Origin of the sequence: Acinetobacter sp. SwsAc4, from assembly GCF_013391535.1 — a bacterium.
GTDB lineage: Bacteria > Pseudomonadota > Gammaproteobacteria > Pseudomonadales > Moraxellaceae > Acinetobacter.
In genome coordinates, this window is the sequence record NZ_JACAXC010000030.1 from 23,184 (window position 1) to 35,668 (window position 12,485).

General features: G+C 40.4%; 11 protein-coding genes and 1 pseudogene. 5 read left to right on the top strand and 7 right to left on the bottom strand.

Features of this window, described 5'->3' with window-relative positions; all coding sequences use genetic code 11:
• Positions 1-50 precede the first annotated feature (50 nt).
• Together HYG88_RS12705 and HYG88_RS12710 are read left to right on the top strand one after the other, a co-directional pair.
• On the top strand, positions 51-1,133 hold the full coding sequence (locus tag HYG88_RS12705) for a hypothetical protein (protein WP_178883224.1): 1,083 nt from the start codon (positions 51-53) through the stop codon (positions 1,131-1,133).
• Entirely contained in the window at positions 1,133-1,453 is a 321-nt protein-coding gene (locus HYG88_RS12710; RefSeq protein WP_087548040.1) for an RnfH family protein, read from the top strand. The genes HYG88_RS12705 and HYG88_RS12710 overlap by 1 nt, the downstream gene beginning before the upstream one ends.
• A 53-nt stretch (positions 1,454-1,506) precedes the next feature.
• Here the strand turns inward: HYG88_RS12710 and HYG88_RS12715 are convergent, their stop codons facing one another.
• Positions 1,507-1,905, bottom strand: a complete 399-nt coding sequence (locus HYG88_RS12715) for an outer membrane protein assembly factor BamE (RefSeq protein WP_004663429.1) — start codon at positions 1,903-1,905, stop codon at positions 1,507-1,509.
• Positions 1,906-2,016: 111 nt separating this feature from the next.
• Here HYG88_RS12715 and fur point away from each other — a divergent pair, with 111 nt between their 5' ends.
• Positions 2,017-2,454 (top strand): ferric iron uptake transcriptional regulator, encoded by a 438-nt coding sequence (fur, locus tag HYG88_RS12720; RefSeq protein ID WP_004663428.1) that lies wholly within the window; start codon positions 2,017-2,019, stop codon positions 2,452-2,454.
• A gap of 95 nt (positions 2,455-2,549) precedes the next feature.
• Here fur and HYG88_RS12725 read toward each other — a convergent pair whose 3' ends face one another.
• Both HYG88_RS12725 and HYG88_RS12730 read right to left on the bottom strand, forming a co-directional pair.
• Positions 2,550-3,668 carry a PilT/PilU family type 4a pilus ATPase gene (locus tag HYG88_RS12725; RefSeq protein WP_178883218.1) on the bottom strand — a complete coding sequence of 373 codons (1,119 nt, stop codon included), beginning with the start codon at positions 3,666-3,668 and terminating at the stop codon, positions 2,550-2,552.
• A 24-nt stretch (positions 3,669-3,692) separates the two neighbouring features.
• Entirely contained in the window at positions 3,693-4,730 is a 1,038-nt protein-coding gene (locus tag HYG88_RS12730; protein WP_178883219.1) for a type IV pilus twitching motility protein PilT, read from the bottom strand.
• A gap of 123 nt (positions 4,731-4,853) precedes the next feature.
• Between HYG88_RS12730 and HYG88_RS12735 the strand changes: the two genes are divergently transcribed.
• Positions 4,854-5,531 (top strand): YggS family pyridoxal phosphate-dependent enzyme, encoded by a 678-nt coding sequence (locus HYG88_RS12735; protein ID WP_178883220.1) that lies wholly within the window; start codon positions 4,854-4,856, stop codon positions 5,529-5,531.
• Positions 5,532-5,643: 112 nt separating this feature from the next.
• Here HYG88_RS12735 and HYG88_RS12740 read toward each other — a convergent pair whose 3' ends face one another.
• Complete coding sequence (locus HYG88_RS12740; protein ID WP_178883221.1) at positions 5,644-9,240, bottom strand: AAA family ATPase; 3,597 nt, start codon at positions 9,238-9,240, stop codon at positions 5,644-5,646.
• A 9-nt stretch (positions 9,241-9,249) separates the two neighbouring features.
• A complete protein-coding gene (locus tag HYG88_RS12745) occupies positions 9,250-10,500 on the bottom strand; it encodes an exonuclease SbcCD subunit D (RefSeq protein WP_178883222.1) in 1,251 nt (416 codons plus the stop codon).
• A 164-nt stretch (positions 10,501-10,664) separates the two neighbouring features.
• Here HYG88_RS12745 and HYG88_RS12750 point away from each other — a divergent pair, with 164 nt between their 5' ends.
• On the top strand, positions 10,665-11,447 hold the full coding sequence (locus tag HYG88_RS12750) for a crotonase/enoyl-CoA hydratase family protein (protein WP_005158221.1): 783 nt from the start codon (positions 10,665-10,667) through the stop codon (positions 11,445-11,447).
• Between the two features lie 50 nt (positions 11,448-11,497).
• On the opposite strand, the gene HYG88_RS12755 is transcribed toward HYG88_RS12750, so the two are convergent.
• Together HYG88_RS12755 and HYG88_RS12760 are read right to left on the bottom strand one after the other, a co-directional pair.
• On the bottom strand, positions 11,498-12,157 hold the full coding sequence (locus tag HYG88_RS12755) for a hypothetical protein (protein WP_005158219.1): 660 nt from the start codon (positions 12,155-12,157) through the stop codon (positions 11,498-11,500).
• Positions 12,158-12,207: 50 nt separating this feature from the next.
• Positions 12,208-12,360, bottom strand: a pseudogene (locus HYG88_RS12760) (VOC family protein); the annotation flags it as partial.
• Positions 12,361-12,485: the final 125 nt, after the last annotated feature.

Below are 12,485 nucleotides of genomic sequence, written 5' to 3' on the forward strand. Positions count from 1 at the left end.
AAGCTCCATAAAGAGGCACAATGAGTTCAAAGCTTTTTAAGGAATGCAGTATGCAGGACACAACTCTGTCACGCTGGCTTACACCAGTGATGGCGTTTTGCTTATCTTTTGTCATGATTAGCACATTAGCACCAACAGTGGGTATTCAAATTGATCGTCAATTTGATTTTTGGTTATTGTGGCTAGGAACCATGCTTTTATTAGCACTACCGATTGGTTTTCTTGAAATTGCCTTAGCGAAACGTTCACAGATGACCGCGTTACAAGCACTTTCTACTTTAACGCGTGATGCTGATGCTTCCCCGAAATGGCGTTTAGTAGGTTGGTTCGCTGTTGTTTTTGTTCCTTTCTTTGCAGGCAGTATGATAAATACCTCTGCTCACATTGTGACTGAGCAGCTTGGATTAGATCTTCCTGTTCAAATCCTTTTCGCTGTTTTTGCCGTTATAGCGCTTGGTTTATCTTTTATACCGCGCCAATTTTTAATTGGGCTTACAACAATTGGAGTCATTGCTGCTTTCATTGGTGCAAATGTGATGGGCACTCAGTTAACGACTTGGCACTGGACAGGTATTGAGTTTAAAGAGTGGGGCAATGCTACAGTGCTCGCTTTAGTCGCAAGTGGTCTAGGTCTAGGATTGTATTGGCAAAGTAGCTTAGCGACAGTGAAAAAACAACAAGCGGTCACAATTTCAGTCTTTCCGATCTGGGTCGCGCAGCTTATTGCTGTCATTGCATTTGGTTTCTTCTCTACCCAAGCGCAACTTCCAGCATTAGCGTGGGTTTTTGCTGCGATAATGTCCGCTGCATTATTGATTCAATGTGCTAAAGAGCAGTTAGCACAACGCCAACTTGCAATCATTATTCAATGGGGCATTATTCTCGCGGCAATTGCAGTTTGGGCTGTGCCACAAGTTGACCAAATTTTTAATACTCTATTGATGATTTGGGGATTAGTGATTTGTTTAATTTATGCCGTTTTTGCAGGCTGGGTTATGAAGATTAGCCATCTTCGTAAGGCCATGGGCTTTAGTAACGAATTATTTTATAACGTATGGCGTATTGCGGTACGTTTAGTTTTACCGCTTTCAATTTTGATTGCGATTGTCGCAGTTATTGGGCAAGTTTTATAATGGAACAGAAACAAGTTTGGGTTGCATTTGTGACACCTGAACAGCAATTTATGATTGCCGTTCCATTCAATGAAGGAATGACTGCACAACAAGCGATTGATGCAAGTGGTTTAGCAGAACAGGTAAAACTTCCAGAGCTTTTAAATCTTGGTGTATTTGGTAGCAAGATTGAGGTAGATACTGTTTTGCAAGTGGGTGATCGAGTAGAGATTTATCGTCCATTGACGATTAATCCTAAAGATATTCGACGCAAGCGTGCCGCAAAGAACCCCGTTGGACGTTTTATTAAGGGTAATCGTTTCAGACCATCAAGTTCATAAATAAAACCCCTCACGAATGATTCGGTGAGGGGTTTCTTTTTTTGGGAAACTATTTATAGTGGTGGCGCAGTCAGAATCGCTTCTTTTGATGCTGGTAAACCAGGTTGTGATTCGGGAATCGTATCTAAACCTTCTAGACGTTCTACATTGCCATTCGCATCGAAATAAACTTTTAAGTGTTGACCACGCACTGCCGGTATTTTTGCTTTTTTAGCATAAGTACCTGGTGTGTAGTTGTAGATATAGTCCCAACGTAATGGATTTAATGGATCTGTAACAGTTGGACTACCGAGTAAGAAACGGACTTGCTGAAAGCTCATGCCGACTTGTACTTGTGATGCTTGTGCTTTAGTTAATGGTGTTCCCTGTGGAATATCGACTTTATAAACACCAAAGACTGAACAACCGCTAAGTACTGAAGTGACGAATAACGCCAGCATGATTTTTTGCATTTTGCTACACTATCCTGATAAATGATGATGCATTTGGTTCAAGGATAGATCATACTGCATCTAAACTCTATTGCCTATTCCAACTTAAGATTTGTTGAGAGACCTTTTTAAATGCCTATTTCCAATCAAGACTTACGCAAAGCTGGACTTAAAGTCACCCTTCCTCGTATTAAGATTTTGGAATTGTTAGAAAATTCAAAACAACATCATTTAAGTGCTGAAGATATTTATAAAACTTTGCTTGAACAAGGTGAAGATGTTGGTTTAGCAACTGTTTACCGAGTGTTAACACAATTTGAAGCGGCTGGCATTATCCAACGTCATCATTTTGAAAATAATCATTCAGTTTTTGAAATCATGCAAGAAGATCATCATGATCACCTTGTTTGCTTAAATTGCAACAAAGTTGTTGAATTTACGAATGATATTATTGAGAAAGAGCAACATGCTGTTGCAGATCAGCATAATTTTGCCTTAACTGGTCATTCATTAAACTTATACGGTTATTGTAGTGATTCTGAATGCCAAGATGCTTATCGTAAAAAATGAGTTTGATTTAGTTAAAGCTTAGTACTTTACTAAAATTAAACAAATAAAAAGGAAGGTTTTTTAAAACCTTCCTTTTTTTAATGTCTTAATTTCAATTATTGACCATCAAAGGTAATATTTCGGCTCGCACTCAATAACTGATTTGTACCTTCTTCTGAAAGTTTAATTGTGAGACGTAAGTCATTTGGCGAGTCAGCATGCTTCAGTGCATCTTTATACGTAATTTCACCTGCTTTATATAAATCAAATAATGCTTGGTCAAAAGTCTGCATCCCCAACTCACGAGAGCGCTTCATGAGATCTTTGATTTCGTGGACTTCACCTTTGCGTATGTAATCTGCCAAAAGTGGTGTATTAATCAGAATCTCAATTGCTGCACGACGTGAATTACCATCTGGCGTTGGAATCAACTGTTGAGCAACCATCGCCTTGAGATTAAGTGATAAATCCATATGCAATTGAGGATGACGATCTGCTTCAAAGAAGTGGACAATGCGATCTAGTGCTTGGTTCGCATTATTTGCGTGTAGTGTTGCAAGTACTAAGTGACCTGTTTCCGCAAAAGCAATCGCATAGTCCATGGTTTCTCGAGAACGAATCTCACCAATCAAGATCACATCAGGTGCTTGGCGAAGCGTATTTTTTAATGCGACTTCAAATGAATCTGTATCAATCCCGACTTCACGTTGAGTGACAATACAACCCGCATGTTGATGTACGAATTCAATTGGGTCTTCAATGGTAATAATATGACCCTTTGAATTTTGGTTACGGTAACCAATCATCGAAGCTAATGAGGTTGATTTACCTGTACCTGTTGCGCCTACAAAGATAATGATACCGCGTTTTGTCATGGCGAGTTCTTTCAGCACGCTAGGGAGCTTGAGTTCATCCATGGTTGGAATGACAGTTTCAATACGACGTAAAACCATTCCAGGCATATCACGTTGTTGAAAGGCACTTACACGGAAACGGGCTGTTTTCTCACGATTGACGATCGCAAAATTACACTCTCTTGTTTCAGCGAATTCTTTACGCTGCTTATCTGACATAATTGAATGAAGTAACTGACCAACGACTTCACCCGATAACTTGGTTTTTGCAACAGGTACAATTTGCCCATTGATCTTCATTGAAGGTTCAACATCTGCAGTCACAAATAAATCAGATGCACTTTGTTGAATCATTAAATTGAGTAAATCATTAAAGTCCATGATATTTCTCTAATCCGTTTATTATTATAGGAATGACTCAGGTTGTTTTGCTGCAGTACGGGCAACTTGAGGGCTAATAACGCCTTTTGAAACTAAGGCCTTAAGACTTTGGTCAAGTGTAGTCATACCGTAGTTTGCACCCGTTTGGATGGCAGAATACATCTGAGCTACTTTATTTTCACGTACAAGGTTACGAATGGCTGGAATTCCAATCATGATTTCATGCGCTGCAACACGACCACCACCATTTTTCTTCAATAATGTTTGAGAAATAACGGCTTGTAGTGATTCAGAAAGCATGGCACGAACCATATCTTTTTCTTCGGCAGGGAATACGTCGATGACACGGTCAATCGTTTTAGCTGCGGAGGTGGTATGCAGTGTACCAAAAACCAAGTGACCTGTTTCAGCCGCAGTTAACGCAAGTCGAATGGTTTCTAAGTCACGCATCTCACCGACAAGTATGATATCTGGATCTTCACGAAGTGCAGAACGAAGTGCTTGGTTAAAGCCATGAGTATCACGATGCACTTCACGTTGGTTAATCAAACATTTTTTAGATTGGTGTACAAATTCAATCGGATCTTCAACTGTTAAAATATGGTCATAACGGTTTTCATTAATATAATCAATCATCGCAGCGAGCGTCGTTGATTTACCAGAACCCGTAGGTCCTGTAACCAAAACGATACCCCGTGGATAATCACAAATTTCTTTAAAAATTGAACCTAAACCAAGGTCTTCCATGGTTAAAACTTTAGATGGAATGGTACGGAATACCGCGCCAGCGCCACGGTTTTGGTTAAATGCGTTCACACGGAAACGTGCAATATTAGGCACTTCAAATGAAAAGTCAGTTTCTAGATCTTCTTCATAATCACGACGTTGTTTATCATTCATGATGTCATACACTAAGCGGTGTACATCTTTATGTTCTAGTGCTGGTAAATTAATACGACGGACTTCACCATCTACACGAATCATTGGTGGCATACCTGATGAAAGATGTAAGTCTGAAGCACCGTTTTTAACTGCAAATGCTAGTAATTCTGTAATATCCATGATTTCCCCAAAACAATCAAAATGCCTCACTCTTTTATAGAATAATATACGGCTTTCACTCTGTGTTACCAACATATTATAGAATGTGAGAGAAAAAAGATTTTGTAAGTGAGAACTGTGTCAATGAATAAATCTGAGCAATTCCGTCAATCTGTTTTAAATCAAATAGAGCAAGCTTGCCAGCAGGTGAAACGTGATCCTTCGACTGTACAATTGTTGGCTGTTTCAAAGACTCATCCGAGCCAAACCTTACGAGAAATGTATACTGTTGGTCAGCGTTGTTTTGGTGAAAATTATTTGCAAGAAGCCTTGACTAAAATTGATGAATTACAAGATTTAGATATTGAATGGCATTTTATTGGTCATGTACAACGCAATAAAACCAAGCATTTAGCAGAAACATTTGATTGGGTGCATGGAGTCGATCGCTTCATTATTGCAGAACGTTTATCCAAGCAACGTTTAGAAAATCAAAAACCGTTAAATATCTGTATTCAGGTAAATATTGATGGGCAAAATTCTAAAGATGGTTGCCAACCAAATGAGGTTTTAGAATTGGTTCACCAAATCATTCAGCTTCCAAATATCCGTTTGCGTGGATTGATGGTGATTCCAGCACCTGAAAATCATGCCGCATTTGCTGATGCTAAAGTGCTATTTGAGCAAGTGAAAGCTCAACATGCACAGCCGCAAGACTGGGATACATTAAGTATGGGCATGTCTGCCGATCTCGAAGCTGCGATTGCAGCAGGTTCAACCATGGTTAGAGTAGGCACAGCATTGTTTGGTGCAAGAGGATGAGCGAGGAAAAGCAAAGCTACCTCGTTTCACGATGTCTTGCGAAGCTATGTTTCTCATTTGCCCGAAGCGCGAGACTAGAAACTATGTTTCGGGTAACTGGTTAAGCCCTGTATCAGCCCACCAACTCAATCCGACTTGAACCCGAACCTATTGGCTGTACCTGAATCTGTACAGGAATACGCTCATGCATTTCCTGAATATGCGAGATCAATACCACTTTACGGCCTTGGCTTTGCAGTTGATCTAGCGCATTCATCACCATATGCAAGGATGAAGCATCCAGTGTGCCAAAACCTTCATCAATAAATAGTGATTCGATTTTCATGGAACCTGAAGCCATATTGGCAATTGCCAAGGAAATCGCAAGGGCAGTCAGGAATGATTCCCCGCCAGAAAGTGAGGCCACCGAACGGGTTTCACCATCCATATCATGGTCAATGATGGCTAGGCTGAGGGAGTTATCCAAACGTTTTAAGGTATAACGCTGCGATAGCATTGCTAATTGTTGATTGGCATATTCCAGCAAAATATCCAGATTATATTGCTGAGCTAAGTCACGGAAATCTTTACCTTTGGAATCGCCAATTAAACTAGAAATCTTATTCCAACGGTGTTCCTGCTGCTGAATCTGCTGGATTTGATCTGCAAATTGTTTTTGCTTGGCAAGGTTTTGTTGATGTACTTCTAATTTCAGTTTGAACTGATCACGTTGTTCGGCTTGCTGTTGTAGCTTCTCATGATTGAGATGGATGTACTCAATCAACTGGGTGTGTTCGATGGGTGGCTGTTGTTGCTGATGTATCTGTAATTGCTGTTGCAGCGTTTTCAATGCAGAGGCGGCCTCATTGAGTAATCGTTCTGCATGTTGTAGCGATGTTCGAATGTGCTGTTCTTGCTCAGCACGAATAGCAAGTAAGTTAGCTAATTGATGCTCTTCAAACTCAGGATGCTGGCTTAACCATGCTCGAATTTCAGTTTTAGATTGAGTAAGAGTAGATTGTTGCTGTTGTTGTTGAGCCTTGAGCTGTTCCAGTTCATTTTTCTGCTGTTCATAGATTTGACGAGTCTGTTCAAAACGCTGCTTGATCTGCTGATATTGATTTTGGAGTTGCTGACGTTGTTGATCGTGTTGGTTTAACCATTCATTGGCTTTCAGTTCGGTTAAACCTGTCATCACTACAATTAGTTGATGCGCTGACTCTGTATTTTGCTTGCCTTTAAGCTCGACATCTTTGAGTTGCTGGCTAAACTCCGCATGTTGAGTGTTCAAGCTTGTTAAATTGGTCTTTAATAGATTCAGTTGCTGTTCAAGCTGTTGTTGTTGTTTGCTGAGTGTTTCAGCTTGTTCAAGTTGTTGAGCGCGTTGCTGCAAACGTTGCTCTAACTGTTGGCTGTAACTCAGCGGTTGCTGCTGCCATAAGCTTTTTTCATCGCTGCTCAGACAATCTATAATATGCTGAATCTGTTGCTGTAACTGCTGTACGCTTTCGAGTTGATAGCGGATATTTTGAATCGTTTGAGTCAGGTGATAGTGGTCTTTATTGGCCTGATGCAGTTGCTGTAACTCAATTTCAATCTGCTGTTTGAACTGGGTTGCCTCATTGATGTATTGCTGTTGAACGGTAGTGATTTTCGCATGCGACTGAGTTAAATCTAGGAGGATCTCGAACTGTGCGGCATGTTTGACCAACTCCTGATGTTGCAGTTTGAATTTGTCATCTGCTTGTTGCACTGCGGATTGCAATTGAGTCAGTTCGGTACGAATCTGGGTAAATTGCTGCTGTGTGTTTTGCCAAAGTTGAAAGCATTGTTGCTCTTGTTGAATGGCCTGTTGTTCTTGCTGTTGTTGCAGCTCATACAAGGCTTTGGAGAGCTGACTTGCATCATCACGATAGGGATGTTCGGTGCTACCACAGACCAGACAGGCTTCTCCGTGTTTGAGTTCTGCACGGAGATGTTCAATATTTTCAGCATGTAATAAACGCTGTTGTTGCAATATCTGCTGCAATTTTTCCCGTTCATTTTTGGCAGATTGGAATGCGCCTTGGCTAGTTTGCAGTTGTTGGTCAAGTTGCTGATGTTGTTGCTGTGTGCTACTGAGCTTATGGCTTAGTTCATCACGGTCTTTGTTAAGTTCAAAATAATGCTGTAACTTTTGCTGAATTAGATCCAGTTGATTCAGTTGGGCTTGTTGCTGTTCTCTAAGTTTTTGTTTTTGTTCAAGCTGGCTTTCAATCTGTTGTGGTGTACCAAATTTTTGAATGAGCTCATTCAATACGATCTGATCTTGTTCAAGTTTTGATTGTGCCTGTTGAATCGAACCTAAATTTTGTTCGACTTTTTGGTATTGCAGAATAAATTGCTGCAGCTGCTGAAGATGTGCATTCAAGCCCTTATCTAAAGTGGAGAATTGCGCGCTCTGTTGCAGTTGTTCAGAGCAGCTTTGTTGTTGTATCGATAAGCTATGGTGACTTTGTTCAAACTGCTGTTGCTGCTCAAGTAATGGTTGTTGTTGCGCTTCGTTTTGGTTTAAGCGGAGTTTGGTTTTCTTATATTCATCGGCAATGTATTCACGTTCCTGTACATATTTACGCACTTGAGTGAGTTCATGCTGATGGTTTTGTTCAAAACTCTGAAATTGCTGTAAGGCTGTTTCAGCCCGCGTATAAGCCGTTTTTTCTTGCTCAAATTGGCTGCTTACAGCGGTAAATTGCTGTTGCTTGTGTTGAATCTGCGGTTCAAGCTGTTGCAGTGCTTTTTCCAGTTGTTGCTGTTGGAATACAATCGGACGAATGTCTGAAAAGGTTTCAAGTTGGTTGAGTCGATTGCGATCTGCGGCTAAAGCCTGATGTGCTTGAATTTGAATCTCATGCTGTTGTTGTTTTAGTGTGATTTCAGTTTCGAGTTTCTGTCGCTGTTCAAACCATTGTTGCTGTTGATTAAGCTGAACTTTGTCGGCTTCCAACTGTTGAACCTGTTGTTGTATCTGCTGGAATTGAGTCTGTAATTCAGCAACTTCTTCATCTGAACGGATTTCAATATGATCGAGCACATTTTCCAATTGCTTGCGTTGGTTACTGATTTCACGGGTCTTTTCAAACGCCAGTTGTCCAATTTTGGCAAAAATACTGGAGTTGGTCAGATATTCGAGTAATTCACCACGTTCATTATCGCGCGCCTTTAAAAATGCCGTGACTTCGGACTGTGCGAGCAATACTGCACGGGTGAATTGTTCAAAACTGAGTTGGGTAATCTGTTGAATATGTGCCTCAACCGCTTTGGTTTTATCTGCAATCACCACGCCATCAGTCAGGCATTTGAGTGAGCGTTGCACACTTTGCAGTTTGCCACTGGCATTTTCACGGGCACGTTTAATTTCCCAACGTGCGAGATAATGTTTCTGATCTTGTGCCACAAAACATAGTTCGGCAAAACCATGGCCAGTGCCGCGACGCAGAACCGTGAGGGGAGAATTGGTGAGCAACTCTGAACCATCGACATCTAATAGTTTGCCATCACTGGTTTTGAGGCGTGGGATTTGATTAAATAGGGCAAGGCACATCGCATCTAAAATCGTGGATTTACCTGCACCTGTTTTTCCTATAATGGCAATCAATCCAGCATGTGCCAAAGGCTCAGTTTCAAAATCAATAAAGTGCTCATCTGCCAGAGATGCCAAATTTTTTAGTCGTATTGATAAAATTTTCATGGCAGGTCCTTAAACAGTCTGATCATCTTCAAGTTGCTTTTGCGCTTCTGCGACCAAACTCATAAAGTCTTTGGTAACTTCGTCATCGGCGTGATAGCCCTTTTTCTCCCAAATTTGCTGAAATAGTTTTTCGGGTGTCGGTGGTTCTAAGCTAATGTTCTGCTTGCTCTCTGCATTGCTTTCATTGGAGAGATATTGTCTGGAAATCCGCACCAGTCGATAACGATCTTTGGGCAATGCATCTTCAAATTGTTGTCGTAGATTCGGCTGTGGTGGTGTCGAGGTATGATATTCGATATCGACATATTCACGCTGCTCAAGATTTTCGATCGGTTCATTTGGCAGATTGCGCAGATGTTGCATGACTACACTGAGTTCATCTTTAATTTTATGCAGTTGAATACTTCTGGGGATCGGCAAAGCTTCAAAGTTAAACGAATCTTCACTTTTTGTAGGATCAATGCTGACTTCAACCACTTGGTGCTTATAGTTGATTTCACTAAATGACAAAGGAATCGGCGAACCACTATAACGAATATGTGGATGCTGTACTTTTTGCGGTTTATGCAAATGCCCTAGTGCTACATAATCAATGCTATCGTCGAACATGGCTGTAGACAGTGCTTCTTCATTGCCAATGATAATCGGCCGCTCTGAATCCGAAGTTTCACCACCTTGCATATGCGCATGTGACATCAGAATCAGGGCCTGATCATCGGTTTTACGGCGTTTGGCTTCTTCGATTAACTGTTGGTGTAAATAAGCAATCGCATTTTGGCTGTTGGTGGTGTGTTCATTAAAGCCTGTGATTTCAGCTGAACGTAGGAATGGTAGGGCAATACACCACGCCACAATCTGCTTTTGTTCATCATAAATTGGCAAAATGAGGCGTTCTAAATCCAATGTTTTATCTTGATTCCAGCGAATCACACCGACTGTTTTAGCATTGTATTTTTCTAATAAGGGCTCGACTTGTTCAATGCGATAGCCCGAATCATGATTGCCTGCAATCATCAAAGTTTGCATCTGCGGGGCAAGTTCATGTGCATCGGCAAGGAATTGATAGAGTTGTTTTTGTGCCTGTGAGCTGGGGTTAATCACATCAAAAATATCACCCGCAATAAGTAATGCATGCGGCTGTTTGGCTTTGATCTGCTCAAGTAACCATGCCAGAAATTGTTCATGTTCATAGTGGCGGGAATGATTATAAAAAAACTGCCCCAAATGCCAGTCAGACGTATGAAAAAAACGCACGGTCATAAATGAATCTAAAAATAAAATGAACCTGAATAAGGTAGCACGGATTCAGCCAAAAAGTAGAGCCTTGTAGCGTTGAATAACATAGACAAGATATGTCTTGATCATTCGGAAATGATCAACTAGTTTGTTACCAACATTATTACTAAAAAACAGGAATTAAAAGAATGAGTTTAGGAAAAGTAAGCCGTGAAATCATGGACCATATTATGTTGATTGGCTTAGACCGAGTGGCAAAACGAAATGCCTTTGATAGCCATATGATTGAGGATTTATCTCTGGCTTTAACCGAATATGAAAATAATCCTAAACTACGTTGTGCCGTGATTTTTGCACATGGCGACCATTTCACGGCAGGTCTGGACTTGGTGGAATTACAACCCAAAATTCCTCAAGGGATTTTTAGTTTTGAAGAAGGGCAAATTAACCCTTGGGGTGTTGGAGGGCGGCATCGAACCAAGCCTGTTGTTGTAGCTGTACAAGGGATTTGTTACACCGCTGGGGTAGAGTTGATGTTGAATGCAGATGTTGTCGTCGCGAGCGAAGACACGATTTTTGGTCAGCTTGAAGTATTACGCGGAATAATGCCTTTTGGTGGAGCAACAGCGCGTTTTGTTCAGGCTGCAGGTTGGCAAAAAGCCATGCCGTATTTATTGACAGGGAAAACTTTTGATGCCCAAAAAGCCAATGAACTAAATTTGCTTTCTGAGATTGTTGCTAAGGGCACACAGCTTAATCGGGCTATCGAGATTGCCCAAGAAATCTGTATTGCTGCACCACTTGCATTACAGGCATTGTTGGCTTCAGCAACTGATGCTGTTACTCAGGGAGAGGTTTTCGCATTTCAGAATATGGACAGTTATCTCAAGCCATTGTTTGCATCGCAAGATGCTCAAGAAGGTGTACGTGCGATGCTTGAGAGACGTCTTCCTCAATTTAAAGGTGAGTAAGCGTTGGTTTGAGTTCATCTGAAGTTTATTTTGCTTATCGACGGAGTTCTTTAGATTTTTCTTCTTTCAGGTTTATATTGTGATTGTATTCTTTTCAATGCATGAAATAAGTAGTGGTGTCTTTCTGGAGCGAGTCCAAGACCAAACGTGATAGGCTGATTTGCCTCAATGACAATTTGGGCCTGTTGTTTATTGGATGAGTTAGTTGAACGGTTTTCTCTAATTCGACTAACGTCATTCCAATTAAAATATTTTGATTTTCCTATTCTGCCAATTCCCGTAAATACACGTCCACCTTGTTGATTAATGGTGAGCTCAATTTTACCAAATAGCATCATCAGTGTAAGCGAACCAAAAATGATGGTTCCAATCAGAAATGGGATACCAAATAGACTTTGTAAGAGACTAAATTGCTGTTTTGCGATTTGAGTTCCATAGATTCCACCTAGTGAACCACCAGACCAAATCAACATAAAAGGCACTAGAAAGAAAGCAATCGGGCTTCTCAGCGTTGCGCCTAGTTTAATTTCTTGCATATTATTTTTATACCAAGTACCGCTTGGGGGTTGATTGATATCAAACGCATATGATGGCGTATCAAAATTTTCAGAAACACGAAAAATATGATTGCAAACTTGGCATTTCCCCATATCCGTTTGGATATTGATATTTTCATTTACAACGTCAACCTGACAGTTTGGACATTTCATTTTTATAGTGCTTAAATTGCTTAATTTTATGAAATTTTAGTATAGCATTATCATTTTGCATTCTCATCAATTTCACATATACCGAAGACATTTTTATCTAAATCAAGAAAGTAACCTTGCCAACAACGGTTTGGGATAGCAAATTTTTCCATAGCGACTTTGCCTCCCAAACTTAAAATTTTACTAGCAGTTTCATCAAAGTTCTTTGTACACGACAAAAAAAGACAACTCATTGAAATAATGGCATAATACTTGTTTTCTGACGACGAATATGATGACACATTTCAATGAGTTACATCTCATCTTAAACAAATATCTAAAGTGGAAC